23 protein-coding genes are annotated in these 25931 nt (G+C 63.3%); 10 read left to right on the top strand and 13 right to left on the bottom strand.

Annotation, left to right across the window (positions count from 1 at the left end):
* The first annotated feature begins 41 nt into the window (after positions 1 to 41).
* Together CAER_RS0114200 and CAER_RS0114195 are read left to right on the top strand one after the other, a co-directional pair.
* Positions 42 to 863 carry an ABC transporter permease gene (locus CAER_RS0114200; protein ID WP_027235982.1) on the top strand — a complete coding sequence of 274 codons (822 nt, stop codon included), beginning with the start codon at positions 42 to 44 and terminating at the stop codon, positions 861 to 863.
* Positions 860 to 1459: a COG3650 family protein gene (locus tag CAER_RS0114195; RefSeq protein WP_027235981.1), complete on the top strand. Its 600-nt coding sequence runs from the start codon at positions 860 to 862 to the stop codon at positions 1457 to 1459. Before CAER_RS0114200 ends, CAER_RS0114195 begins: the two co-directional genes overlap by 4 nt.
* Positions 1460 to 1536: 77 nt before the next feature.
* Here CAER_RS0114195 and CAER_RS0114190 read toward each other — a convergent pair whose 3' ends face one another.
* A complete protein-coding gene (locus CAER_RS0114190; RefSeq protein WP_027235980.1) occupies positions 1537 to 2139 on the bottom strand; it encodes an alpha-ketoglutarate-dependent dioxygenase AlkB family protein in 603 nt (200 codons plus the stop codon).
* 214 nt (positions 2140 to 2353) lie between these two features.
* Here CAER_RS0114190 and dnaK point away from each other — a divergent pair, with 214 nt between their 5' ends.
* The 3 genes from dnaK (at position 2354) to radC (ending at position 6496) form a co-directional block, all read left to right on the top strand.
* Positions 2354 to 4276 (top strand): molecular chaperone DnaK, encoded by a 1923-nt coding sequence (gene dnaK / locus CAER_RS0114185; RefSeq protein WP_027235979.1) that lies wholly within the window; start codon positions 2354 to 2356, stop codon positions 4274 to 4276.
* A gap of 78 nt (positions 4277 to 4354) precedes the next feature.
* A complete protein-coding gene (gene dnaJ, locus CAER_RS0114180; protein ID WP_027235978.1) occupies positions 4355 to 5512 on the top strand; it encodes a molecular chaperone DnaJ in 1158 nt (385 codons plus the stop codon).
* A gap of 219 nt (positions 5513 to 5731) precedes the next feature.
* Positions 5732 to 6496: a RadC family protein gene (radC, locus tag CAER_RS0114175; protein ID WP_027235977.1), complete on the top strand. Its 765-nt coding sequence runs from the start codon at positions 5732 to 5734 to the stop codon at positions 6494 to 6496.
* 101 nt (positions 6497 to 6597) lie between these two features.
* Here the strand turns inward: radC and CAER_RS0114170 are convergent, their stop codons facing one another.
* The 3 genes from CAER_RS0114170 to secA all read right to left on the bottom strand — a co-directional run bounded on the left by CAER_RS0114170 (position 6598) and on the right by secA (position 12132).
* A complete protein-coding gene (locus CAER_RS0114170; protein WP_027235976.1) occupies positions 6598 to 8151 on the bottom strand; it encodes a phosphate ABC transporter substrate-binding/OmpA family protein in 1554 nt (517 codons plus the stop codon).
* A gap of 24 nt (positions 8152 to 8175) precedes the next feature.
* Positions 8176 to 9081 (bottom strand): hypothetical protein, encoded by a 906-nt coding sequence (locus tag CAER_RS0114165; RefSeq protein WP_027235975.1) that lies wholly within the window; start codon positions 9079 to 9081, stop codon positions 8176 to 8178.
* A 351-nt stretch (positions 9082 to 9432) separates the two neighbouring features.
* Positions 9433 to 12132, bottom strand: coding sequence for a preprotein translocase subunit SecA (gene secA, locus CAER_RS0114160; RefSeq protein ID WP_027235974.1), 2700 nt, complete (start codon positions 12130 to 12132; stop codon positions 9433 to 9435).
* Positions 12133 to 12309: 177 nt separating this feature from the next.
* Between secA and CAER_RS0114155 the strand changes: the two genes are divergently transcribed.
* Genes CAER_RS0114155 through mutT form a run of 3 tightly spaced genes read left to right on the top strand, consistent with a single transcriptional unit; the run spans position 12310 to position 14785 of the window.
* A complete protein-coding gene (locus CAER_RS0114155; RefSeq protein ID WP_027235973.1) occupies positions 12310 to 13161 on the top strand; it encodes a peptidylprolyl isomerase in 852 nt (283 codons plus the stop codon).
* Between the two features lie 2 nt (positions 13162 to 13163).
* On the top strand, positions 13164 to 14390 hold the full coding sequence (gene argJ / locus CAER_RS0114150; RefSeq protein ID WP_027235972.1) for a bifunctional glutamate N-acetyltransferase/amino-acid acetyltransferase ArgJ: 1227 nt from the start codon (positions 13164 to 13166) through the stop codon (positions 14388 to 14390).
* A complete protein-coding gene (gene mutT, locus CAER_RS0114145) occupies positions 14387 to 14785 on the top strand; it encodes an 8-oxo-dGTP diphosphatase MutT (protein ID WP_027235971.1) in 399 nt (132 codons plus the stop codon). Before argJ ends, mutT begins: the two co-directional genes overlap by 4 nt.
* Positions 14786 to 15457: 672 nt before the next feature.
* On the opposite strand, the gene infB is transcribed toward mutT, so the two are convergent.
* The 4 genes from infB to rimP are packed head-to-tail and all read right to left on the bottom strand — an operon-like array spanning position 15458 to position 20794.
* Complete coding sequence (gene infB / locus CAER_RS0114135) at positions 15458 to 17932, bottom strand: translation initiation factor IF-2 (RefSeq protein WP_027235970.1); 2475 nt, start codon at positions 17930 to 17932, stop codon at positions 15458 to 15460.
* An 8-nt stretch (positions 17933 to 17940) separates the two neighbouring features.
* Entirely contained in the window at positions 17941 to 18561 is a 621-nt protein-coding gene (locus tag CAER_RS0114130; RefSeq protein WP_027235969.1) for an RNA-binding protein, read from the bottom strand.
* Positions 18562 to 18587: 26 nt separating this feature from the next.
* Positions 18588 to 20204, bottom strand: a complete 1617-nt coding sequence (nusA, locus tag CAER_RS0114125) for a transcription termination factor NusA (RefSeq protein WP_027235968.1) — start codon at positions 20202 to 20204, stop codon at positions 18588 to 18590.
* Positions 20204 to 20794, bottom strand: a complete 591-nt coding sequence (gene rimP / locus CAER_RS0114120; protein WP_027235967.1) for a ribosome maturation factor RimP — start codon at positions 20792 to 20794, stop codon at positions 20204 to 20206. The genes nusA and rimP overlap by 1 nt, the downstream gene beginning before the upstream one ends.
* Positions 20795 to 21012: 218 nt before the next feature.
* Between rimP and CAER_RS0114115 the strand changes: the two genes are divergently transcribed.
* Positions 21013 to 21396, top strand: coding sequence for an SgcJ/EcaC family oxidoreductase (locus tag CAER_RS0114115; RefSeq protein WP_027235966.1), 384 nt, complete (start codon positions 21013 to 21015; stop codon positions 21394 to 21396).
* A 2-nt stretch (positions 21397 to 21398) separates the two neighbouring features.
* On the opposite strand, the gene CAER_RS0114110 is transcribed toward CAER_RS0114115, so the two are convergent.
* Both CAER_RS0114110 and pip read right to left on the bottom strand, forming a co-directional pair.
* Positions 21399 to 22244, bottom strand: a complete 846-nt coding sequence (locus tag CAER_RS0114110; protein ID WP_027235965.1) for an ABC transporter substrate-binding protein — start codon at positions 22242 to 22244, stop codon at positions 21399 to 21401.
* Positions 22241 to 23221 carry a prolyl aminopeptidase gene (gene pip, locus CAER_RS0114105; RefSeq protein ID WP_027235964.1) on the bottom strand — a complete coding sequence of 327 codons (981 nt, stop codon included), beginning with the start codon at positions 23219 to 23221 and terminating at the stop codon, positions 22241 to 22243. Before pip ends, CAER_RS0114110 begins: the two co-directional genes overlap by 4 nt.
* A 50-nt stretch (positions 23222 to 23271) precedes the next feature.
* Between pip and ubiG the strand changes: the two genes are divergently transcribed.
* Positions 23272 to 24018: a bifunctional 2-polyprenyl-6-hydroxyphenol methylase/3-demethylubiquinol 3-O-methyltransferase UbiG gene (ubiG, locus tag CAER_RS0114100; protein ID WP_027235963.1), complete on the top strand. Its 747-nt coding sequence runs from the start codon at positions 23272 to 23274 to the stop codon at positions 24016 to 24018.
* Positions 24019 to 24332: 314 nt separating this feature from the next.
* Here ubiG and CAER_RS0114095 read toward each other — a convergent pair whose 3' ends face one another.
* Genes CAER_RS0114095 through grxC form a run of 3 tightly spaced genes read right to left on the bottom strand, consistent with a single transcriptional unit; the run spans position 24333 to position 25876 of the window.
* Positions 24333 to 24773 carry a MarR family winged helix-turn-helix transcriptional regulator gene (locus tag CAER_RS0114095; protein WP_024092104.1) on the bottom strand — a complete coding sequence of 147 codons (441 nt, stop codon included), beginning with the start codon at positions 24771 to 24773 and terminating at the stop codon, positions 24333 to 24335.
* Positions 24773 to 25603: a carbon-nitrogen hydrolase family protein gene (locus CAER_RS0114090; protein WP_027235962.1), complete on the bottom strand. Its 831-nt coding sequence runs from the start codon at positions 25601 to 25603 to the stop codon at positions 24773 to 24775. The genes CAER_RS0114095 and CAER_RS0114090 overlap by 1 nt, the downstream gene beginning before the upstream one ends.
* A gap of 15 nt (positions 25604 to 25618) precedes the next feature.
* Positions 25619 to 25876, bottom strand: coding sequence for a glutaredoxin 3 (gene grxC, locus CAER_RS0114085; RefSeq protein ID WP_027235961.1), 258 nt, complete (start codon positions 25874 to 25876; stop codon positions 25619 to 25621).
* Positions 25877 to 25931 lie beyond the last annotated feature (55 nt).

The following is a 25931-nucleotide window of genomic DNA, read 5'->3' as shown; positions in this document are numbered from 1 at the left end:
GCAAGCAGCCGCATCGGATTCGAGCAGAGAATACAGGTCTCATGTTTCAGCAGCGCACGCAGCAATCCAGGATCTCCGGTTTTGTCGCCCTCACAGAGGTCGTCTTCCACTCTGTCGTGCGCAGCGTCCGGTCCAAGCATAACAATGCGTTTGCGGCGCTTGGCCTGAATATTCTGCAGGCGGTTCTCTTTGTGGCCGCCTTTTACGTGATGTTTGCGCTGCTCGGTCTGCGCGGCTCTGCCATCCGCGGCGATTTCCTGCTGTATGTGATGTCCGGCATCTTTCTGTTCATGGTGCACACCAAAACCGTCAGCGCCGTTGCCGGCGCCGAAGGCCCAAGCAGCCCGATGATGCAGCACGCCCCGATGAACACGATGGTGGCCATTCTGTCGGCGGCCATCGGTGCGCTTTATATCCAGGTGCTTTCGCTTTTCATCATCCTGTTCGTCTATCACGTCGCCTTTACCCCCCTCCACATCGAGGAACCGGCGGCGGCTTTCGGCATGGTTCTGCTGGCCTGGATCACCGGGGCGGCGGTGGGGCTGGTGTTCCTGGTGCTGAAACCCTGGGCGCCCGGCTTTGTCAGTATCCTGACGATGATCTACCAGCGCGCCAACATGATCGCTTCGGGCAAGATGTTTCTGGCTAACACGCTGCCCAGCTTCATGCTGGCGATGTTCGACTGGAACCCGCTGTTTCACTGCATCGACCAGTCCCGCGGCTTTGTGTTCATTAACTACAACCCCCATTTCAGCTCCTGGCAGTATGCGGCCTGGGTGGCGCTGATCCTGATCGTGATCGGCCTGATGGGCGAGTTCTACACGCGGCGGAACGTCTCGCTCAGCTGGAGCGCGCGCCGGTGAGGCCTTATCTGGGTGCTGCCCTGCTTTGGCTCGCCTGTGCGGCCCTGCCGGGCGCGGCACAGGAGTTTCCGGCGCTCTACAGCGTTGCCGGCGTGGCGGCGGATGATGTGCTGAATATCCGCAGCGCCCCGTCTGCCAGTGCTGAGATCATCGGCACTCTGGCGCCGGACCAAGCCGGGGTTGAGGTCGTGGCAGCGGATGGCAGCGGCAAATGGGGCCTAGTGAACAGCGGCGAGCGGTCAGGCTGGGCCGCCCTTCGCTACCTGACACGGGCGGCCGCAGAGGATGGTCTGGAACTGCCCCGCCGTTTCAGCTGCTTTGGAACCGAACCGTTTTGGACCCTGAATATTACTCAGGAGGATGCGGCGGTTTACGCCACACCCGGCGGCCACACCCGGCTCAACGCAGGGCGGGTGCTCACATCGCGAAACCATGGCGGTCATTATCTGCTGCCCCTTGAAGGCGGCACCGCCGCGGTGATCCGCCGTTCGGCCTGCAGCGATGGCATGTCCGGCCGCTCCTTCGGGTTGTCGGTTGACCTCTTGCAGCTGGATGCACCCGCCTTGCAGTCCGGCTGCTGCTCGCTGGCTCCCTGACCTGCGTTCCGCCCCAAGACTTTCACTGAAAAAGTCTTTGCAAAAGTTTTGCGGAAAGCTTTTGCGCCCGGCCGGCGTCAGGTCACCACCCTCAAAGTCAGGTTAATCCGCCCGCCCTTGGGCAGCAGGCGGGAGGATTTGAACCGGATCCTGTCCACCCCGTGATACATCAGCCGCGCCTCGCCGCCCATCACAACCGCATCGCCGGAGTTCAGCCAGACAGACTCTGTCTTGCCGCCACGGGTCCGGTTGCCGATCCGGAACAGCCCGTCATCACCCAAAGAAATGGACACCACGGGGAAAGAGAAATCCGCCTCATCCTTATCCTGATGCAGCCCCATCCGGGCCCCCTCGCCGTAATAGTTCAGCAGGCAGCATTCCGGCTCGCGTTCCAGCCCGGTCAGCTGCCGCCAGATCTCCAGCACCGGCTCCGGGATCGCGGGCCAGGGCCGTCCCGACGGGTGCGCTTCGGCATAGCGGTAGCCGGAGGCATCAGAGTACCAGCCGAACTGCCCGGCCGAGGTCATCCGCACCGACATCTGCCCGCCGCCCGGCACCTTGGGCGAAAACAGGGGCGCTGCCTTCAGCACCGGCCGCAGAGCCTCGATCAGCGCCGCCTGGCGGGCGGGCTCCAAACAGCCCTTGTGGATATCGAATCCGCGCACGCGCAGCAGGGTCATTGCCGTTCATCCATCCTTAACCAAGACCGCTGCAAAAAAGCGCATTGATTCACGCTTGGCCGCGCGCCTGAGCGCTTGCAGGGCCGTTTTCACGTCCCTATATACGCCGGGACGCGGCAAGGTGCAGACCAAACCGCAACTTCAATCGGGGCCGGGATGCCGCAACGGGTTCAGGCCTCGGGTAATCGCCTTGAGTAAAAGTAAGGGATCGAACATGAGCAAAGTTATCGGCATTGACCTGGGTACCACCAACTCCTGCGTGGCCATCATGGATGGCTCCCAGCCCCGCGTGATCGAAAACGCCGAGGGCGCGCGCACCACCCCGTCGATTGTCGCCTTCACCGACGACGAGCGCCTGGTCGGCCAGCCTGCGAAGCGCCAGGCGGTGACCAACCCCGACAACACCGTTTTCGGCGTCAAGCGTCTGATCGGCCGCCGGTTTGACGACCCCGCTGTCGCAAAAGACAAGAAAATGGTGCCGTTCTCCATCGTGAACGGCGGCAACGGCGACGCTTGGGTCGAAGCAAAGGGTGAGAAGTACTCCCCGTCGCAAATCTCCGCCTTCACCCTGGGCAAGATGAAAGAAACCGCGGAATCCTACCTGGGCGAGGAAGTCACCCAGGCAGTGATCACCGTGCCTGCCTACTTCAACGACGCCCAGCGTCAGGCCACCAAAGACGCCGGCAAGATCGCGGGCCTCGAAGTGCTGCGCATCATCAACGAGCCGACCGCGGCTGCGCTGGCCTATGGCCTCGACAAGGAAAACACCCACACCATCGCGGTCTATGACCTCGGCGGCGGCACCTTCGACGTGACCATCCTGGAAATCGACGACGGCCTGTTCGAAGTGAAGTCGACCAACGGCGACACCTTCCTGGGCGGCGAAGACTTCGACATGCGCATCGTCAACTACCTGGCGGAGCAGTTCAAAAAGGAAAACGGCGTCGATCTGTCCAAGGACAAGATGGCCCTGCAGCGCCTGAAAGAGGCCGCTGAAAAAGCCAAGATCGAACTGTCCTCCACCTCGCAGACCGAGATCAACCAGCCGTTCATCTCGATGGACCCGTCCTCGGGCCAGCCGCTGCACATGGTGATGAAGCTGACCCGCGCCAAGCTGGAAAGCCTGGTTTCCGACCTGATCAAGCGCTCGATGGATCCGTGCAAGGCGGCTCTTAAGGACGCAGGCCTCTCCGCCTCCGACGTGGACGAGGTGGTTCTGGTCGGCGGCATGACCCGGATGCCGAAAGTCATCGAAGAGGTGACCAAGTTCTTCGGCAAGGAGCCGCACAAGGGCGTGAACCCGGATGAAGTGGTTGCCATGGGCGCCGCCATCCAGGCCGGTGTTCTGCAGGGCGACGTCAAGGACGTGGTGCTGCTCGACGTGACCCCGCTGTCGCTGGGCATCGAAACCCTGGGCGGTGTCTTCACCCGCCTGATCGACCGCAACACCACCATCCCGACCAAGAAGTCGCAGGTGTTCTCGACCGCGGAAGACAACCAGAACGCCGTGACCATCCGCGTGTTCCAGGGTGAGCGTGAAATGGCTGCCGACAACAAGATGCTCGGCCAGTTCAACCTCGAGGAAATTCCGCCGGCACCGCGCGGCATGCCGCAGATCGAAGTGACCTTCGACATCGACGCCAACGGCATCGTGTCGGTCGGCGCCAAGGACAAGGCGACCGGCAAGGAACAGCAGATCACCATCCAGGCATCGGGCGGCCTGTCGGACGACGACATCGAAAAGATGGTCAAGGACGCCGAGGAGAACGCCGAGGCGGACAAGGAACGCCGCGAGCTGATCGAAGCCAAGAACCAGGCCGAATCGCTGATCCACTCGACCGAGAAATCGGTGGAAGAGCACGGCGACAAGGTCGACCCGTCGACCGTCGAAGTGATCGAACTGGCCGTTGCTGCGCTGAAGGACGATCTGGAGAACGAGAAATCGACCGCCGAGAAAATCAAGTCCGGCATCCAGAACGTCACCGAGGCCGCGATGAAGCTGGGCGAGGCGATCTACAAGGCGCAAGCCGAAGAAGCTGAGGAAGAGCCCGCTGCAGCGGATGACGCCGCAGCAAGCCCGGGCGATGACGACATCGTTGACGCGGAATTCGAAGACCTGGACGACGACAAGCGCTAACGCCTGACCACTCAGGCCAAGGCGGGCCGGTCCGAACCCCGGACCGGCCCAATTTCGTTGAGGCAGATGGGGTAACCGATGTCAAAACGCGACTATTACGACGTTCTCGGGGTGGCCAAAGGCGCCTCCGCAGACGAAATCAAAAAGGGCTTCCGCAAGAAGGCCAAGGAACTGCATCCCGACCGGAACAAGGACAATCCGGACGCCGAGGCGCAGTTCAAAGAGGCCAACGAGGCCTATGATGTCCTGAAGGACGCCGAAAAAAAGGCGGCCTATGACCGCTTTGGCCATGCGGCCTTTGAAAACGGCATGGGCGGCGGCCAGCGCGGCGGCCAAGGCCAGGGCTTTGGCGGAGGCGACTTCTCCTCCGCCTTCTCGGATGTGTTCGACGATCTGTTCGGCGACTTCATGGGTGGCCAGCGCGGCGGCGGCGGGCGGCAGCGTGCCACCCGCGGCGCGGACCTGCGCTACAACCTGCGGGTCTCGCTCGAAGAGGCCTTTTCCGGCCTGCACAAGACCATCAAGGTGCCGACGTCGGTGGCCTGCTCGTCCTGCGAGGGCACCGGCGCCGAAGGCGGGGTCGAGCCGACCAACTGCCCCACCTGCTCCGGCATGGGCAAGGTCCGCGCGCAGCAAGGCTTCTTCACGGTCGAACGCACCTGCCCGACCTGTTCTGGCCTGGGTCAGATCATCAAGAATCCGTGCAAATCCTGCCACGGCCACGGCCGGGTCGAAAAGGACCGCTCGCTGTCGGTTAATATTCCGGCAGGTGTGGAAACCGGCACACGCATCCGCCTGGCAGGCGAAGGCGAAGCCGGCCTGCGCGGCGGCCCTCCGGGCGATCTCTACATCTTTGTCGAGGTTGGCCCCCACAGCCTGTTCGAACGCGACGGCAACAACCTTTATTGCCGGGTTCCGGTCAGCATGGCCAAGGCAGCGCTTGGCGGCTCCATCGAGGTGCCGACCATCGACGGCGGCCGCGGCCGGGTGCAGATCCCCGAGGGCAGCCAGTCGGGCCGCCAGATGCGCCTGCGCGGCAAGGGCATGCCAGCCCTGCGCGGCGGCGCCACCGGCGACATGTTCATCGAACTGGCGGTGGAAACACCGGTCAACCTGACCGCGCGCCAGCGGGAGCTGCTGCGCGAATTCGAGGAAATGTCCGAGGACAACACCAACCCGGAATCCCGCAGCTTCTTCTCGTCTGTGAAAAGCTTCTGGGACGGCATGAAAGGCTGAGCCCCGCACTTCGGGCCACGCCCGATTGAGCAGCCAACGAAAGCGCCCCGGACGGGGCGCTTTTTCTTTTTGCGTCCCAGCACGTCAGAATTCAGTCACGCTGCACTGCGGCGGTGCACAGGGGGTGTACAGAGGGTGCACGCCTGTCACCCCCTTTCCGCCGCCGCATCGCGGCGCAAGTTAACACTTCCTCAACCATGATGGCGGCACCATGGCAGCATGGCAAAGAACCCCGCATTTGAGGACGTCTCCCTGCCGCTGTTCCCCGGCAGCGGCGATGCGCCTGCGGCGCCTGCCGCTCCGGGCCGCCTGCCCTCCTACATCAAGGACCACCGCACCCGGCTTCGTGCACGGTTCATGCAGGGCGGCGCCGCGGCGATGCCCGATTATGAGCTGCTGGAGCTGATCCTGTTCCGCTCCATCCCGCGCCGGGACGTGAAACCGCTGGCCCGGCAACTGCTTGATACGTTTGGGGATTTCAACCGAGTCGTGACAGCCTCCCCGGAGCGTCTGGCCTCCGTCAAAGGCATCGGCGAGGCCGTCATCACCGACTTCAAAGTGCTGGAGGCCGCAGCCCACCGCATGGCCCGCGCCAGGGTCATCCAGCGGCAGGTAATCTCCAGCTGGGACGCGCTTCTGGACTATTGCCACACCACCATGGCCCACCGCGAGACGGAGCAGATCCGCATCCTGTTTCTGGATCGCAAGAACGTTCTGGTCGCCGACGAGGAACAGGCCCGCGGCACCGTGGACCACGTCCCCGTCTACCCTCGGGAGGTCGCCAAACGCGCCCTTGAGCTGAACGCCAGCGCCTTGATTTTAGTGCACAATCACCCTTCCGGAGATCCCACACCCTCGGACAGTGACATCACCATGACCGACCAGATCCAGACGGCCCTCACCGCGCTTGGCATCACTTTGCACGACCACCTGATCATCGGCAAATCCACCGAACTCAGCTTCCGCGCCCAAGGGCTCCTCTAGCGCTGCCGCAGCGCGCGCCAGCGCGATGCCCGGCCCAAGGGTTTGCAGGGCATCTGTGATGCCTTGCCAAACGCGCGGGAGCGCTTCCGGCGCTGCCGTCCCTAACGCACCCAGACCTCGACCCGGCGGTTGATCTGGCGGCCCCAGGCGCTGTCATCACACGCCATCGGCAGCGCCTCGCCAAACCCCTCGGTGCGGATCTGAACCCGGCTGATATCTGCGGTCTCCGCTGCCTTGACCACCGCATCCCGCACTGCGCCCGCGCGTTTCAGCGCGATTTGCCGGTTGCCCTCCGCAGGGCCGACACCATCGGAAAAACCGGCAAAAACAAGCTCTTTCGCATCAAACTCTCCAGCTTCCAGCGCCCGGGCCAGCTGCTCAACGTTGCTGCGGGACTGTGCATCGGGCCGGGCTGAGCCGGGTTCGAACCGGAAGGAGGCCGTCAGCCGCCGCATCCCGCCCAGCACCGCGACCAGCCGCTGCAGCTCCTCCAGCCCCGGCTTTCCTTCCGCGGCCAGAATTGCATTGGCAAAGCGGCTGCCCTGGCGGCTGATCGGGATCAGCTCCGGCGCCTGATCCACGAACCCCGCCCGGCGGATCACCGCCTGCGCTGCGGGACCGCGAACATAGGTCAGGAAATCCCGCGCCACCTTGGGCAGGCGGCGGGCGGGCAGGTAAAGAAACATAGGCACCGTCAGCGGGTAATCCTCAGTCTTCACCGCCCTGCGGCTGGCCTGCAGGGAAAACCCGCAAGGCCCCGTCAGCGTCAGCATCCGCGCTGCCCCCTTCTCTGCATAGCTGGCAATGCCGATGGCGAAGGGGTCCACCAGAACCTGGCGCACCAATGTGCTGCTGCGGTCGTGGCGGCGGATCTGCGGCGAGAACCCGGCGCCAAAGGGCGCCATCAGCTTATCCTCCACGGCTTGCGCCAGCCCGGAGCCGGACACCGGCATATGCAGGGAAACCGGCGCGTCAGGCCCGCCAAGCTCTTGCCAGTTGGAGATCCGGCCAGACAAGACGCCCGCCAGTTGCGGCAGGGAAATCTCCCGCACCGGATTGCCGGGCGCCACCACCGGTACAAAGGCGTCCAGCGCCAGAACCCGGCTGCGGCCCGGCCCGGTCAGATCGCCCAGGCCCGCCGCGCGGGCGGCGGTGCGTTCCAGCGGGCGGATTTCCCGCAGCGCCATCGCCACATCGGCCTCGTCCGCAACCAGCGCGGCAAAACCGGCATCGGTATTGCTGGCGGTGAAGGTGAACCTTGCTGCCGGCTGCTGGCCGCGCAGCAGCACATGGCTGAAGTTGCCCTGCGGCAGCGGTTCGCGGCGGGTCTGATAGCCGTTGCGCAGCGCAAAGCCTTCGATCAGCGCGGGCAGAAGCACCTCGGACATGGTAGAGGACCCCGCCAGGGTGATCTCCGCGACAAAGCCGGACAGGCTGGGGCAGCCCGGCCCCTCGCAGTCCACGCCGGAGCCATCGACGGTCAGTTCGCCGAACTGGGTCTGCACCCGGTAAAATTCGCCGTCGAACCCCAGCAGCGTGCCGGTGATTTCAACCGCGCCGTCCGGCGAAGAAAGGGTGACGTCTTCGGCTGCCAAAGCGCGCGCAAAAGCCGCCAGAAAAAGTGCGGCGCAAACGGCCGCACGAAAGAAGGTCATATGGATACCTGAAGTTACCGCAAATCAGTTGGAGGCGATTTTCAGGTCTTCCACCAGATTATTCAACACCAGAAAACTGCCCTGGGCATCGCATTCCGGCATTGCAATCACCAGATCCCGGCTGCTGAGCCGTCCGCCGCTCAGCTGCAGCGCCTGGGCAGACACGTCGCGGCCGCAGTTGAGGCCCGTCACCTCGGCTTCGGCGGTCAGGGAAACGGTGCCAGAGCGGTCCGGCTGGCCGGCCGGCAAACTGTAGATTTCGGCAATCCGCGGTGCCAGCAGGCCGGCATCGCCGAGGCGGACCACCTGCCCGGCACCCGCGCCGGGCGCGGCGCCGTTCCAGACATGTCCGGCGCTGCCATACGCCGCGCCGAATTCCCGCGCGTGAATTTCAAGGCCGCTGTGGCCGCTCCATTGCAGAACCACCCGTTCCGTCGTCTCCGCATCCGCCACTTCGGCAACGGCAACCGCCCCGCCGCCGCTTGCAGTTTCGGCGATGAAAACCGCAGTCCGAGTGAGGGCCGGGACCTGCGCCGCATAGTGCCCGGTCCGGTCCAGTGCCGCCGTGAAGGTCATACCGCTGTGATGCACGGTCAAGCGCTCGCCGCCATGGCACGGCGCGGAAACTGTGAGACTAACCATAGCCGCGGGGGCGGCCATCGCCGACGCTGTCACACTGCAGGCGTCCGATTGCGCGGCAGGGGCCGGTTGCGGATCGGCCCCCGCAGGTGCCGGGTCCGCCGGGAGGGAGGTCAGCATTATATTCTCGATTTTCAGCTCCGCCGGCCCGGGTTCGGCCGGCAGCTGAGGATCGGCAGCGGCCTCCGGCTCACCCGCCCAGCGGGGGCTTGAAGCCTGCATATAGAATCCGATGCCCAATGCGCACGCCAGTGTCATTGCACTTGTCAGCATCACCTGTTTGCTCAGCATGGGATCCTCCTGAACCTGAATGGTTAAGAATGCTTGCCTGACAATGCCGGCCGGTTTGTGGCCTCAAACGGGAGAGAATCCGGCGAATGCGGCAATTCCGCCTTCTTTGTTACGCAGCGGGAAACAGAGCGAAGGAAAACAGCCAAGGGGGATCTCCCGCGCCTGCGGGAGCCCTGGCTGCGCCAGAGCCTCCCTGGCAGACTTGGGCGTGGCGCTGCGCGCTGCGCAGCGCCACGCCCAACGGACGCGGTCTTTGTTATTAAAGACCGGCGACGGGCGGGAGATCCCCCTTCCGCGGCCGGGTGGCAGGCTCCGGCTTTGGGCAGGAACCTGAGAATTCATACCATGCGGTCAGGCGAGGCTGCCGTGGCAGTGCTTGAACTTTTTGCCGGAACCGCACGGGCATTTGTCGTTTCGCGACGGGTTGCCCCAAGTGGAGGGGTCATCTTCGACAAACCCCGGTGCGGGGTCTTCTGCCGCGGCTTCAGCAGGGGCAGGCTCGGCCGCCATCTTCTGCATCGCGGCCTGCCGGGCTGCCATTTCCATCAGCATCTGCTGCTGCTCTTCCTCGGTCATCGGACGCACCCGGCTCAGCTGCTGGGACACTTCCTCCCGCAGGGAGTCGAGCATGCTTTCAAACAGCTGGAAGCTTTCGTTCTTGTACTCGTTCAGCGGATCGCGCTGCGCATAGCCGCGGAAACCGACCACAGAGCGCAGATGCTCCAGCGTCAGCAGGTGTTCGCGCCATTTCTTGTCGATGGTCTGCAGCAGCACCTGCTTTTCGATGTTGCGCATGTTTTCCGGGCCAAAGGCTTCGGCCTTTTCCGCCATCAGCTTGTCGGAGGCTTCCACCAGGCGCTCGCGGATCTGTTCGTCATCGACGCCTTCCTCGGCAGCCCATTCGGCCACCGGCACCTCGACGCCCAGCATTTCGCGCACCTGTTCCTGCAGGCCCGCGGTGTCCCACTGGTCGGCATAGGTCTTGGGTGGCATGTGAGTGTCGAGCAGGTCGTCGATCACCTCGTGGCGCATGTCATCGACGATCTCGGACAGGTCTTCCGCCGCCATGATCTCGCGGCGCTGGCTGAAGATCACCTTGCGCTGGTCGTTCATCACGTCGTCGAACTTCAGCACGTTCTTGCGCATGTCGAAGTTGCGGCCCTCAACCTTGGCCTGGGCGCGTTCCAGCGACTTGTTCACCCAGGGGTGAATGATCGCCTCGCCCTCCTTCATGCCCAGCGACGACAGCAGCTTGTCCAGCCGCTCGGAGCCGAAGATGCGCATCAGGTCGTCTTCGAGGCTGAGGTAAAAGCGGGTGCGGCCCGGGTCGCCCTGACGGCCGGAGCGGCCGCGTAGCTGGTTGTCGATGCGGCGGCTTTCGTGGCGCTCCGACGCCATCACAAACAGGCCGCCGGCGTCGAGAACCTTCTGCTTTTCTTCGGCGTGCTTGGCTTCCTCAGCCGCGCGCAGCTCGGCCGGGTCGGCCTCTGGGTTTGCCTCCAGCGCCTCCAGCACCTTCAACTCGACGTTGCCGCCCAGCTGAATGTCAGTGCCGCGGCCGGCCATGTTGGTGGCGATGGTCACCGCGCCGAAGCGGCCGGCATCGGCAACGATCTGCGCTTCCTGCTCGTGGTGGCGGGCGTTCAGCACGTTGTGCTGGATGCCTTCCTTCTCGAGCAACTGGCTCAGCAGTTCGGATTTCTCGATCGAGGTGGTGCCCAGGAGAACCGGCTGGCCCTTTTCATGCGCCTTTTTGGCCTCCTTGATCATCGCCTCGTATTTCTCGCGGGCGGTACGGTAGACCTGATCGTCTTCGTCGACCCGAGCGATCGGGCGATTGGTCGGCACTTCGACCACGCCGAGGCTGTAGATTTCGGCAAATTCTTCGGCCTCGGTCATCGCGGTGCCGGTCATGCCCGACAGCTTGTCATAAAGGCGGAAGTAGTTCTGGAAAGTCACAGACGCCAGGGTGGTGTTTTCCGGCTGAATCTGCACGTCTTCCTTGGCCTCGATGGCCTGGTGCAACCCTTCGGACAGGCGGCGGCCCGGCATCATGCGGCCGGTGAATTCGTCGATCAGCACCACCTGGCCGTCGCGGACGATGTAATCCTTGTCGCGCTGGAACAGCTTGTGCGCGCGCAGCGCCTGGTTCACGTGGTGCACCACAGTGGTGCTTTCCGGATCGTAAAGCGAGGCCTCTTCTTCCAGCAGCCCATGCTCGCGCAGCGTCTGCTCGAGATACTCGTTGCCGTCCTCGGTAAAAGTCACGCCGCGGGTTTTCTCGTCGATCTCATAGTGCTCCTCCGACAGGAGCGGGATAATCTTGTCGATGGTCGAATAGAGCTCCGAGCGGTCTTCAGCCGGGCCGGAGATGATCAGCGGCGTCCGGGCCTCGTCGATCAGGATCGAGTCCACCTCGTCGACGATGGCAAAGTTGTGCTGCTTCTGGAACACCTGATCCAGCGACGGTTTCATGTTGTCGCGCAGGTAATCAAAGCCCAGCTCGTTGTTGGTGGCATAGGTGACGTCGCAGCCATAGGCAGCCTGCTTTTCCGGGTCGGCCTGGCCGGACCAGATCACGCCGGTGGTCATGCCAAGCTGGGCGAACACCTTGCCCATCCATTCGCTGTCGCGCTTGGCCAGGTATTCGTTCACGGTGACCACATGCACGCCCTTGCCGGTCAGCGCGTTCAGATAGGCCGGGAAAGTCGCCACGAGGGTTTTGCCCTCGCCGGTCTTCATCTCGGAGATGTTGCCCTGGTGCAGGAATACGCCGCCCATCAGCTGGGTATCAAAAGCGCGCAGACCCAAGGCCCGCTTGGCCGCTTCGCGCACGTTGGCAAAGGCCTCCGGCAGCAGAGCGTCCAGGCTTTCGCCGCCCAGGGCGCGCTTGCGCAGTTCTTCGGTCTTTCCGATCAGCCCGTCATCGCTGAGCTTCGCGAACTCATCCTCCAGCGCGTTGATCTGTGCGATCAGCGGCCGTGTCGCCTTGATCTTACGGTCGTTCGGCGTACCGAAAACCTTTTTGGCGAGTGTTCCGAAACCAAGCATGTTTTCTCCAGCGATCCTATCTCCGGCCTTTGCATCGGGCAGGCTTGCCCGCCGTGTCCGCAACCCATAAACAAAGGTGGAAAGACGGTCCTGCCAATGGCCTCAAAGCGATGTAAGCGGCAGGGTTTGGAGTGTCAACGGCACGCCCCCCGGCGGCCAAAGAATAGGAAGGTTTCTATGCGTAAAGGTCTCACATTTCTGTGCGGTATGGCAGTGGCGGCCTGCGCAGCGCTTCCGCTTGCGGCAGTCGCCGCGCCGCATGCCAACACGGTGGTCGCCGCGGTCAATGGCGAGGAAATCACCATCGGCCATATGATCATGGCACGCGAAAACCTGCCGGCGCAGTACAAGCAGCTGCCGGATGACGTGCTGTTTAACGCGATCCTCGATCAGCTGGTGCAGCAGACGGCGCTGAAACAGCAGCTGCATGGCGAGGTGCCCCATTACGTGGAGCTGTCGGTCGAAAACGAAGAGCGCGCGATGCTGGCGGCCGATGTGCTTGAGACGGTAATGGACAATGCCAGCGGCGAAGAGGCGCTGCGCGCGGCCTATGACGAGAAGTATTCCTCCGGCGACGGCGGCGATGAATTCCACGCCGCCCATATTCTGGTTGAAACCGAGGCGGACGCGCTGGACGTCATCAAGGAGCTGGACGACGGCGCCGATTTTGCCACCCTCGCCAAGGAGCAGTCCACTGGACCCTCCGGCCCCAGCGGCGGCGATCTGGGCTGGTTCACCGCTGGCCGCATGGTGCCGGAATTCGAAGAAGCGGTGATGGAACTGCGCTCTGGCGAGGTCTCCGCTCCGGTGCAGACCCAGTTCGGCTGGCACGTGATCCTGCTGCATGAGCGCCGCAAGACCGAGGCCCCTGAGTTCGAAGAAGTGCGCGAGCAAATTGCCGGCGAACTGCGCCAGAGGGCGGTGGAGGCACGCGTCAACGAACTGACCGCCGCGGCCGAGATCGAACGGCCCGAAATCGAGGATCTGGACCCGGCCATTCTCCAAGACCTCAGCCTGGTAAGGAACTGATCATGGCGAAATCCCTGCCCGTCTCGCCGCTGGCCCCTGCCAGCTTTCCCGCTCTGCCGGTCGTCAAAGGGGTGCGCTTTGCCGCTGCCGCTGCCGGGGTGAAGTACCAAGGCCGGACAGATGTGATGCTGGCGGTGATGGATCCGGGCACCACTGTTGCCGGGGTGTTCACCCGCTCCAAGACCCGGTCGGCCCCGGTGCGGGACTGCCAGGCCAAGCTGGGCGGCGGCGCGGATGCCGGCGCGGCAATCCTGGTGAACTCGGGCAACTCCAATGCCTTTACCGGCCATCACGGGCAAACCTCGGTGGCAGAGATCACCTCTGCTGTCGCCGCAGCAACAGGCCTGCCGGCGGAGCGCGTCTTTACCGCGTCTACCGGTGTAATCGGCGAGCCGCTGCCGCACGACCGCATCGTCGCGAAGATCAGTGAGCTGAACGATGCCTTGGACGAAACCGCGCTGGAAGGCGCCGCCAGGGCGATCATGACCACCGACACCTTTGCCAAAGGCGCCAGCGCCACGGTCGGGATTGAGGGCAAAACCATCAAGATAGCCGGCATTGCCAAAGGTTCCGGCATGATCGCGCCGGACATGGCGACGATGCTGGTCTATATCTTTACTGACGCCAAGGTGGAGCAGGCGGCGCTGCAGGCGCAGCTGGCAGAGATCTGCAACCGGACCTTCAACTGCATCACCGTGGACAGCGACACCTCCACCTCCGACAGCCTGATGCTGTGCGCAACGGGCGCCTCCGGCGTGGATGCCACCGGAAACGCGGAGTTTGCGTCCGGGCTGGAACGGGTCATGCTGGACCTGGCGCACCAGGTGGTGCGCGACGGTGAAGGTGCAAGCAAGTTCGTGGAAATCCAGGTGACCGGTGCCGCCTCAGACACCGATGCCAAGGTGCACGGCCTGGCGATTGCCAACTCGCCGCTGGTGAAGACCGCCATTGCCGGCGAGGACCCGAACTGGGGCCGTGTGGTTATGGCGATCGGCAAGTCCGGCGCCGCAGCGGACCGTGACCTGCTGTCGATCTCCTTTGGTGATGTTCTGGTCGCGGAAAAGGGCTGGGTCTCGCCCGGCTACAAGGAAGAGCTGGGCGCGGCGGAGATGAAGAAGCAGGAGATCACCATCAAGGTGGATCTGGGCCTCGGCAGCGGCCAGGCCACTGTCTGGACCTGCGATCTGACCCATCAGTACATCTCAATCAACGCGGATTACCGGTCATGAAAACGGTTCTGGTATCGGCTGTTGCGCTCATTGATGCGGATGGGAGGGTTCTGCTGGCGCAGCGCCCCGAGGGGAAATCGATGGCGGGCCTGTGGGAGTTTCCCGGCGGCAAGATCGAGGCGGGCGAAACGCCGGAAGCCGCTTTGATCCGCGAGCTGCATGAGGAGCTGGGGATCGGCACTTGGGCCTCTTGCCTGGCGCCGCTGACCTTTGCCAGCCACTCTTACGAGGATTTTCACCTGCTGATGCCGCTGTTTGCCTGCCGCAAGTGGGAAGGCATTCCGCAAGCCAAGGAAGGCCAGACCCTGAAATGGGTGCGCCCGCAGGACCTGCGCGACTTTCCGATGCCGCCGGCCGATATCCCGCTGATCCCGATCCTGCGCGACTGGCTGTAAGACGCCCGGCCCCGTCCTCCAGACTGCCCGGCAGGTCCGGTTTTCCGCGGTTTACCGGGCATTTAACTGCTGCCGCCCGCATGGGTAATGCTTTGTTAATCAATCTCAGCAAGCATGAGTACACGGAGCAAGCCACTACCCTGAATTGCAAAAAGGCGGGATCAGACCATGCTTAGAACAATCGCAGTAGGCAAGTTTTCCCTCGTTCAAGGCAGCTTCATACGGGCACTCCCGGATGGGAGAATCGCGGTGCGGGTTGGCTCGAAGACCTATCAGGGTCAGCCAGTGACACCAGCCGCCTGAGCCGCCACTCACGCACGTCAGGCAGAAAGAAGGGGCAGCTGACATCAGCTGCCCTTTTCCTTACAGGCTCTCTGCCAGGAAATGCCTGTCGCGGAACCTGACTTTCAGGATAGGACGCCTGTCCGTTTGCTACGGAAGGCCGTCCTTTCGCCAGCTTCCATTCAAAGGCCGACACGGGCACTGTGGCTATGCAGCAGCGAAGGGCCTGTTACGATCGGCCGCCAGCCCCAGTAAGAGCCGGCCGCCGAACCCCAGACGCTTCGTCAGCTGCTGCACGAGCTTCCCGGCGCCGGCTTTACCTGCCCCGCGCAATAAAAAAGGCCCCGGCATCTGCGCCAGGGCCTTTCCGCTTTCCGGATCGCAAACTGATCAGTCGAGGGTGCGGGTCACTTCCTCGCGCTCGAAGATCTCGATCACGTCGTTCGGACGGATATCGTCGTAGTTCTCGAACGCCATACCGCATTCCTGACCGGACTGAACCTCGGCGACTTCGTCTTTGAAGCGCTTCAGGGTCTTCAGCGTGCCTTCGTGGATCACCACGTTGTCGCGCAGCAGGCGCACGCCGGCCGAGCGGCGGGCAACGCCTTCGGTGACCAGACAGCCGGCAACCTTGCCAACGCCGGTGACCTTGAAGACTTCCTTGATCTGCGCATAGCCGATGAAGTTCTCGCGGATCTCCGCCGACAGCAGGCCGGAGGCGGCCGCCTTAACATCATCCACCAGGTCATAGATCACCGAATAGTAGCGGATCTCCACGCCCTTTTGGTTCGCGGTATTGCGGGCGGAGGCATTGGCACGGACGTTGAAGCCCATGATCGGCGCACCGGAGGCTTCGGCAAGGCCGACATCGGTTTCGGTGATCGCACCGACGCCCGAGTGCAGCACGCGCACGCGCACCTCCTCGTTACCGATCTTTTCCATCGCCTGAACGATGGCCTCGGCAGAGCCCTGCACGTCGGCCTTGACCAGGATCGGCAGCTCGGAGACGTTCTCGTCTTCCTTGGCCTTGGCCATCAGCTGCTCCAGCGTGGTCGCTGCACCGGCTGCGGCGCGCTTGTCCTTGGCCGCCTGTTCGCGGTACTCGGCGATTTCGCGCGCCTGGGCTTCGGTTTCGGTGACGTTCAGAACGTCGCCCGCTTCCGGGGTGCCATTCAGGCCCAGCACTTCGACCGGAACCGACGGACCGGCTTCCTCAACCCGCTCGCCCTTGTCGTTGATCAGCGCACGGACCTTGCCGTACTGCTCACCCACAACAAAGATGTCGCCCTGGCGCAGGGTGCCGTTCTGAACCAGAACGGTGGCCACGGGGCCGCGGCCCACGTCCAGCTGCGCCTCGATCACGGCGCCTTGTGCGGCGCGGTCGGGGTTGGCTTTCAGCTCCAGGATTTCCGCTTGCAGCGCAATGGCTTCCAGCAGCTCGTCGAGGCCCTGACCGGTGACGGCGGAAACTTCCACATCCTGCACTTCGCCGGACATGGCTTCCACGACAACTTCGTGCTGCAGCAAGTCGGTGCGCACTTTGGTCGGGTCCGCAGCCGGCTTGTCGATCTTGTTGATCGCCACAATCATCGGGACTCCGGCCGCCTTGGCGTGGTTGATCGCCTCGACGGTCTGCGGCATCACCGCGTCGTCCGCAGCGACAACCAGAACCACGATATCGGTCACCTGCGCACCGCGCGAGCGCATCGAGGTGAAGGCCGCGTGGCCCGGGGTATCCAGGAAGCTCAGCACGGTACCGCTTTCGGTCGTCACCTGATAGGCGCCGATGTGCTGGGTGATGCCGCCGGCTTCGCCAGCCACAACGCGGGCGTCACGGATTGCATCCAGCAGCGAGGTCTTGCCGTGGTCGACGTGGCCCATGATGGTGATGACCGGCGGACGCGGCTTCAGATCCTCGTCCTTGTCCTCGACCTCCTTGATCACGTCCTCGACGTCGGCGTCGGAGACACGGGTCACCTTGTGGCCGAATTCCTCGATGATCAGTTCGGCGGTATCGGCGTCGATCGACTGGTTCTGGGTGACCATCATACCCATCTGCATGAGCGATTTCACCACATCGGCAACGCGTTCAGCCATACGGTTGGCCAGCTCGGAAACCACGATGGTCTCCGGCAGCTGCACATCGCGCACAACCTTTTCCCGCTCGACCGAGCCGCCCATAGCCTTCTGGCGCGCACGCTCTTGCTTGCGCTTCATTGCTGCCATCGAACGCTGGCGGTTGCCTTCGCCGCCAGTAGCCTGGCCAAGCGTCAGCTTGCCGGAGCGGCGGTTGTCGTCACGGCCCTTGCCGCGGGACGGGCGCTGATCGCGCTCTCGCTCGGACTTGCGCGGAGTTGCAGCCGGAGCCGGTTTGTTCGGTGCCGGACGCTCTGCCTTGGGGGCAGGCGCAGGCGCAGCGGCAGCCCGTTTGGCGGCCTCCGCTTCCTCGGCGCGCTTGCGCTCTTCCTCTTCGGCTTTCTGGCGGGCGCGTTCTTCGGCTTCGCGCTGCTCGCGTTCCTTGGCTTCCGCTTCGGCGCGGCGGCGCTCACGCTCTTCGGCGCGGGCCTTTTCCTCGGCTTCACGCTGCGCGGTTTCTTCCGCCTCGCGGGCCTTGGCGGCCTGCAGCGCCTTCAGGCGGCGCTCCATCTCTGCGTCGCTGATGCCGGCAGGCCGGCGGGATCCGGACGCTGCCGGTGCAGCACCGCTGCCGCTTTTGGCCGCACCCGGCTTGGGAACCACCACGCGCTTGCGCTTGGTTTCCACTACGACATTCTTGGTCCGTCCATGGCTGAAACTCTGTTTCACGTTCCCCGGACGGGAACTCCCACGCAGACCCAGTGTCTTTTTGCCGTCACTATCGCTCATAAAGCTACTTATCCTTCCGTGCGGCCGCTGCCGCCCACCATTTCGCGCAAACCTTGCAGTCGTTGCGCCTCATCTACAACACGTTTGCTGAGTCCGCCAGAGGCGAGGGCGGCATGTATCACAGTTTGGCGCCCAAATGCCATTCCCAGCTCGTCCGCCGTGAGGCAGCCGATGAATTTGCCCTTGTAGGGCGTGCTCAGCTTCGACTTTCCGCGGCCCGACCCGTCAGAGGCCTGGATCAGCACCCGGGCCTGTTCCTTGGCCAGCCAGTCCTTGACCTTTTCATACCCGGCCACCGCGTCGCCCGACTTGCGCGCCAGGCTGATCAGCCCGACCAGGCGGCGGACCACCTGGTCCTCCACCTCTCCGGCAAGCCCGGCGGAGACCTGGACCTGCGATTTGAAGCCGCGGGCGAACAGCTTCTTTTTGACGGCGGTTTCCAGCGCCGCGCGGCTGGAGGCCACATAGACGCCGCGGCCCGGCAGCTTGCCCATCACATCGGGCACGACCTGGCCTTCGGGCCCCATCACAAAACGGATGAGTCCCTGTTTGGGCTCGGTATCGCCGGTTGCGATGCACTTGCGCTCGCTGCCTTCGGACCGGTCTTTTTGAACGCCGCCGCGTGTCATTCAGGTCTCCTCTGCAAAGCCCGGGATCAGGCTTCGCTTTCCTCTTCGCCAGCGTCTTCGTCTTCCGCCGCTTCCGCTTCCAGCTCAGCCGGATCCACCCAGCCCAGCATGATGCGCGCGGTCATGACCATGTCCTGCGCCTCTTCCAGCGACACGCCGAAGGGCTCCAGGATGCCGTCATCCTTGACCCGCTCACCGCCATCGGAGGTCCAGCCGCCGGCCAGCTCCCAGTCAGCGCAGGTGGCGAAATCTTCCAGCGATTTCACATCGTCTTTGGCCAGCGCTTCGACCATCTGCGGGGTCAGGCCCTCGAACTGGATCAGGCTATCCTCGGCGCCAAGCTCACGGGCTGCATCCAGCGCTGCCTTGGCTTGGGCTTCCAGATAGTCGCGGGCACGCGCCTGCAGCTCTTCGGCGGTGCCTTCGTCAACACCGTCAATGACCAGCAGTTCGTCGAGCTCGACATAGGCAACCTCTTCCAGGTTGGTAAAGCCCTCAGACACCAGAAGCTGGGCAAAGAACTCGTCCAGATCAAGGGTCTCCATGAACAATTTCGTGCGCGCCTCGAATTCCTTCTGGCGGCGGGCCGATTCTTCTTCCTCGGTCATGATGTCGATGTCGAGGTTGGTCAGCTGCGACGCCAGGCGCACGTTCTGACCGCGGCGGCCGATGGCGAGCGACAGCTGCTCTTCCGGCACCACAACTTCGATCTTACCAGCTTCCTCGTCCAGCACCACCTTGGAGACTTCCGCGGGCTGCAGCGCGTTAACCAGGAAGGTCGGCTGATCTTCGTTCCACGGGATGATGTCGATCTTCTCGCCCTGCAGCTCGTTCACGACGGCCTGCACGCGGGAGCCGCGCATACCCACACAGGCGCCGACCGGGTCGATCGAGCCATCGTAGGAGACAACAGCAATCTTGGCGCGCGAACCGGGGTCGCGGGCGACCGCCTTGATCTCAATGATGCCGTCATAGATTTCCGGCACTTCCATCTTGAACAGTTCAGCCATGAACTCCGGCGCGGTGCGCGACAGGAAGATCTGCGGGCCGCGCGGCTCGCGGCGCACGTCCTTGATGTAGCAGCGCACGCGGTCGTTCGGGCGGTAGCTTTCACGGCCGATCTTCTCGTTGCGGCGCAGGATCGCTTCGCCAGCGCCCACATCGACGATGACGTTGCCGTATTCCTCGCGCTTGACCAGGCCGTTGATGATGGTGCCGGCGCGGTCCTTGAACTCTTCGTACTGGCGGTCGCGCTCTGCTTCGCGGACCTTCTGCAGGATCACCTGCTTGGCCGACTGGGCGGCGATCCGGCCCATTTCAACCGGCGGCACTTCCTCGACATAGGTCTGGCCCACCTCGGGGTTCGCCATGTACTGGCGCGCCTGCTCAACGGTCATTTCGGCCTGGTAGTTCTCCAGCTCCTCATCCGCCACAACGGTGCGCACGCGGGTAAAGGTGGCGCGGCCGGTCTTGCGGTCGATCGACACCCGGATATCCATCTCGGCGCCATAGCGGCTTTTGGCCGCACGGGCGAGGCTCTCTTCCATCGCCTCGATCACCAGCCCCGGGTCGATCATCTTTTCGCGCGCCACGGCCTCGGCGGTTTGCAACAGCTCCAGCTGGTTTGCAGAGGTGATAGCCATTACTTTTTCTCCTCTTCGGACTCTTCGGTCTCGATTTCGTCGAATGCGTCTTCGTTGAGCGTCCCGGCCTCTTTGCGCTGACGCAGCATTTCCTTGATCAGATCATCGGTCAGAACCAGCTTGGCATCGCTCAGCCAGTCGAACTTCAGTCCGATGGTCACGGTCTCGCCCTGATCCTCGATGTTGATCAGGACTTCGTCTTCTTCGGTGCCTGCCAGCTCGCCCTTGAAGCGGCGGCGGCCGCCGACCATCTCGGCGGTTTCGAGCTTGGCTTCGTAGCCCTCGAACATCTCGAAGTCTTTCATCCGAGTCAGCGGACGGTCAATGCCCGGGCTGGAGACCTCCAGGGCATAGGCGTCGATGATCGGGTCCTCGACGTCCAGCACCGCGCTGACGGCATTCGAGATATCGGCGCAATCATCCACCTCGATGCCGCCGTTGGGCTTATCGGCCATGATCTGCAGCGTTGTCGACTTACCAGACATCAGCCGGATTCGCACCAGCTCATAGCCCAGATCCTCGATCACCGGGGTGACGATCTCGGCCAGGCGCCGGTCGATGGCAGCTTTGGCAATCAGGTCGTTGGTCATCAGACCTCCACTTGGAGCGGCAGGCGCGAACCTGCAAACACAAAAAAACGGGCGCGCGGCCCGTCGAAATTCCCGGTGGAGCCTTGAGCCAGAGGTTCAACGCGCCGCTGTTGTCAAAGCCATATAGGGGGGATTGGGGAAAACTGCAAGGGAAACGATCCCACAATGCCGAACGTGAATGATATCGTTGGATGGTGACGGAAAAGAGGAGCGGGACAATGAATATAGCGGATACGGCAAGAAAGTATGCGGAGGCTTGGAGTTCCGGTGATCCGGACGCTGTTGCATCCCACTACGCCGAGAACGGCTCCATCACAATCAACCGAGGAGATCCGATTGAGGGACGCAAAGCAGTTTCAGAAATGGCTGCAGGGTTTTATGCGGAATTTCCGGATTTGATCGTATTGCTTGACCACCTTCGTGTCGCCGGAAATCACGTTATGTTCGGCTGGACACTGGAAGGAACCCACTCTGGAACCGGTCAAAAGGTAAGAGTGCCGGGATGGGAAGAGTGGGATCTCGACGCTGAAGGAAAAGTCGCCGAATCACGCGGCTGGTTTGATGCCGGGGAATATGAACGGCAAATTGCGGAAGGGATCTGAACTCAGATCATCCACCAACGCTCGGCAATGCGGCCGTCATCCAGCGGCGCGCGTTGGCCCACCTTGCGCGGGATACCGACGTTGTGCCGGGCAGCCAGTGCCATATCGCTGGACGAAGGGTGATACAAAAACTCGCCCCGGCGCAGCAGTCCGCGCGGTTCCGGCAGGGCCGCCACGTCTACATAACCATCACGCAAAGCCTCAGCCCGGACAGCCGCGTCGGGGATCACGATGATCTCCACCGCATCCGCCCACCCGGCAGTTCCGGCCTTGTAGTGATCCGCCACCCTGGACGCGCGGAAATGCCGGCCTTCCTGGGCACGCTCCACTTTGTAGCAGCCGGTGCCCATCGCAATTGACAGCGGCATGGGGAGATTGCCGCCGGCCGCAATCATCTGATCGGCGCTGGCCAGCAAGTAGGGCAGATGCGGGTTGGGCTGCGACAGCTCCACCAGCAGCTGATGGCTGCCTAGCGCGGTAATGGCCTGCACCTCTGCACCGGTGATTCCCTGCGCCAAGAGCGAGGTGGCAGCATCATCCGCCGTCAGCGGGCTGCCATCGTGAAACGCCACCCCTTCACGCAAGTTGAAGGTCCAAGTCCGGGCATCCGCTGTCGAGTGCCAGCCTGTGGCCAGCTCGCCGCGCAGCAGCCCGTCCGGGGCGATTTCGGTCAGCGTGTCATAAATCGCGCCGCGGGCGGCCTGTTCCAGCATCCCGCCATCGCGCGGAACCGCCAGCCGAAGCACGCCGCCGGCCTTTGGCGAAGCATGGACCGATCCGCCGGCAGCCGCCAGCAGGGCAGCGGCAGCACCCGAGGTGAACAGCGCGCGGCGGTCGATGCGCGTCATGGCACAAGCTCTCCTGCAATCCGGTCCATCGCCCGGACCAGCTCTGCGCTGATTCCCGGCTCGGACAAAGCATGGCCTGCATTGCGCACCATCTTCAACTCCGCGTTTGGCCACAGCTCATTCAGGCGCCAGGCGGAAGACGGCGGGCAGATCATGTCATAGCGGCCCTGCACGATCACGCCGGGGATATGGGAGATCCGCCCCATGTTGGCAAGGATCTGACCGTCGTAATCGAGGAAGCCGCCATTGCGGAAATAATGGTTTTCCAGCCGGGCAAAGGCGCGGGCGTAGTCCCCGGGGCTTTCGCCACTTTGGCCGTTGGAATGCACGGACGCCAGCGCGTTTTCCCACGACGACCAGGCGCGGCCATAGCGCACTTCTTCGTCCAGATTTCCGGAAAACAGCCGCTTGTGATAGGCGCCGATCATGTCATTGCGCTCGCCATCGGGGATCAGCGAGACGAATTTGGCCCAGGTTTCAGGCCAGAATTTGCCGGCGCCGCCGCCATAGAACCAGTCAAGCTCAGCCTTGGTCATCAGGAAGACGCCGCGCAGGATCATCTGCTGCACCCGGTCGGGGTGGGTCTGGGCATAGATCAGCGCCAGGGTCGCCCCCCAGCTGCCACCGAACAAGATCCATGACTCGATGCCGATCTGGCGGCGAATCAGCTCCATATCCGCGACCAGATGCCAGGTGGTGTTGTCCTCGCAGGAGGCATAGGGGCGCGATCGTCCGCAGCCGCGCTGGTCAAACAGAATGATCCGGTAGACATCGGGATCGAAATAGCGCCGCATCGCCGGGCTGCTGCCGCCGCCGGGGCCGCCGTGGCACACAATCACGGGTATGCCGTTTGGATTCCCGCTCTGCTCTGCATATATACGGTGCCCTTGGCCTGCGTCGATCATGCGCTGGTCAAAGGGCTCGACCGGCGGGTAAAGATAATGCACTGCGCGCTTTTGGTCCGGGTATCTATCCATTACTGACCTTAGTGAGACGTCAGACTACAAAAGAGCACACGGAGACAGGAATGCAAGCGCCTCAATCCACGGTCGACCCAGCGGAAATCGCCAAATTCGAGGCGATGGCGGCGGAGTGGTGGGATCCGCATGGCAAATTCAAGCCCCTGCACATGCTGAACCCGTGCCGGCTCGACTACATCACCAAGCAGATTGCCGCCGAATTCAGCCGCGACCTGACGTCACGGAACCCGTTTGAGGGGCTGCGGCTGCTGGATATCGGCTGCGGCGGCGGCTTGCTGAGCGAGCCAATGGCGCGGCTGGGCGCCACGGTTGTGGGCGCTGATGCCGCCGAGGGCAACCTGCCGGTCGCGCGTATCCATGCGGAGCAATCCGGGCTGGAGATCGACTACCGCCACACCACTGCCGAAGCGCTGGCCGGGGCTGGCGAGCAGTTCGACGTGGTGCTCAACATGGAAGTGGTGGAGCATGTGGCTGATCCGCTCAGCTATCTGACCGCGACGCAGCAGTTGCTGAAGCCCGGCGGGCTGGAGATCTGCTCGACCATCAACCGCAACCCCAAGAGCTTTGCCATGGCCATCATCGGTGCCGAGGTGATCATGCGCTGGCTGCCGCGCGGGACCCATGAATGGTCCAAGTTCATCACCCCGGACGAGCTGTTCGAACTGCTGCGCAAGGCCGGACTGAAGCCGGTGGACCGCAAGGGGTTCGTGTTCAACCCGATCACTTGGAATTGGTCGATCTCCGAACGGGACCTGTCGGTGAACTACGTGACTGCCAGCGTGAAGCCCGGCTGAGCCGCCCCTGTCATCGCCCTGCCCGCACGGCCGCCTATCCTTAAGGATAGGTGGTAATCCTTATGCACCCTTTAGTTGCACCGCCCTGATTGTTAACGTCAGGTAACGGACTTGGAATGTTACCCGGTCCGTTTGGGGCAAAGCCCTTGAATTTACTAATTGCTTACCGCTGTTTCCGGCGGGTCCGCCCAAAGGTTGCCAGGACCGCCACTCACGGAATGATGGGGACTGATGGGGAAGAGGGGCGCCTGCTTGCGGGCGTCCTTCTTTTTCGTGCACTCATTTCAATCAACAGGTTGCGGGGACCGGCCGGATCAGCCGCTTTCTTCCAGCTTGCCGCGCAGCTCGCGCAGGATCGGCAAGGTGGCCCGGACCCGGTCGCTGCCCAGCTCCCCGACCACTTCTGAGATCACCGGAATGATCCCCGCCAGCGCCGCATCGCGGGCCTGTTTGCCTGCCGGGCTGATTGCCACCATCTTGCGCCGCGCATCATCCCAATCGGGGCGGACATGGATATATCCCGCGACTTCCAGCTTGCTCAGGGTGTTGGTCATCGCCCCGCGTGTCACGTGGAAGGCCTTGGCCAGTTGTGCGGGCGAGCGTTCCAGCCCGGCGCGGGCCAGGTGGTTCAGCACCGAAAAATGTGACAACTCCATACCCTTAGGCAGCACCTTGCTGAGGCGTGACCGGGCCAGCTGGTCAGCCATAAGTATCTCGCTGAACAGCGATACCGCCAGGGAATGGGTTTCATCCATCAGGGTCCGTCGAACTCCCGGTCGTGGGTCAGGGAAGGCACACGCTTGCGTGCTTCTGCCACTTTTTCGAGGTCGAGATCAACGTACGTCACGCCCGGGTCCTGGCCCGCATCCGCCAGCACCTCGCCCCAGGGAGCGACAGCCAGAGAATGGCCATAGGTCTTGCGGCTGGGCCCGCGCGAGGCCGGGTGCGTGCCGGTCTGCGCCGGTGCCAGCACGAAACAGCCGGTCTCGATTGCCCGGGCGCGCAGCAGCGAATGCCAATGCGCCTCGCCCGTCACATAGGAGAACGCCGCCGGCACCGTAAGGATCTGCGCCCCGCCTTTGGCCAGCGCCCGGTGGAGGTGCGGAAAGCGCACATCGTAACAGATGGTCATGCCGATGTTGGCAAAGGGTGTTGCTGCCACGACGGCTTTGGTGCCCGGGCGGTAGCCATCGGACTCGCGGTAGGTTTCTTCCGGGGTAACCTCCACATCAAACATGTGGATCTTGTCATAGCGCGCGGTGATTTCCCCCTGCGGGCTGATCAGGAACTGCCGGTTGGCAAAGCGGCCGTCCGCGTCTTGGGTCTTGACCCCCAGCGAGCCCAGCAGCAGCCAGACCCCGTGCTTGGACGCCTCTTCCCGCAGGGCGGCCAGGGTCGGGTCGCCCTCCTCGTGGCAAAGAACGCCATTCTGATGGGTCCGGCTGCCGGAGAGGCAATTGGTGACCTCAGGGGTCAGCACAAAACCGGCCCCGCCGCGCACAGCCTCCGCCATCATTGCTTTCACCGTTTCCAGGTTTTCAGCCGGATTATCGGTGGATGTCATCTGAAGCAGAGCTGCGCGCATTGTGTCTCTCCGGGATCAGGCCGCCAGCAGCGGGTCGAGCTTTCCCGCCTGTTCCAGCGCAAAAAGGTCGTCACAGCCGCCCACGTGGGTATCGCCGATGAAGATCTGCGGCACTGTGCGGCCGCCGTTGGCGCGCTGGATCATCTCTGCCTTGCGCTCCGGCTGCTCCAGAACGTTAACTTCGGAAAAAGCCACGCCTTTCTGGTTCAGCAACCGTTTGGCCGCATGGCAGTAGCCGCACAGAGGCGAGGTGTAGATTTCAACCGTTTTCATTCAGGACCCCATATTCTGGTTTCGAAGGTTGTGGAGGAATTGGGGATTCATTGCA

The sequence above is a fragment of the Leisingera caerulea DSM 24564 genome (genome assembly GCF_000473325.1).
In the GTDB taxonomy this organism is placed as follows: domain Bacteria; phylum Pseudomonadota; class Alphaproteobacteria; order Rhodobacterales; family Rhodobacteraceae; genus Leisingera; species Leisingera caerulea.
Note: the sequence above shows the minus strand (reverse complement) of the source record. Positions and strands in the feature narration are given on the sequence as shown.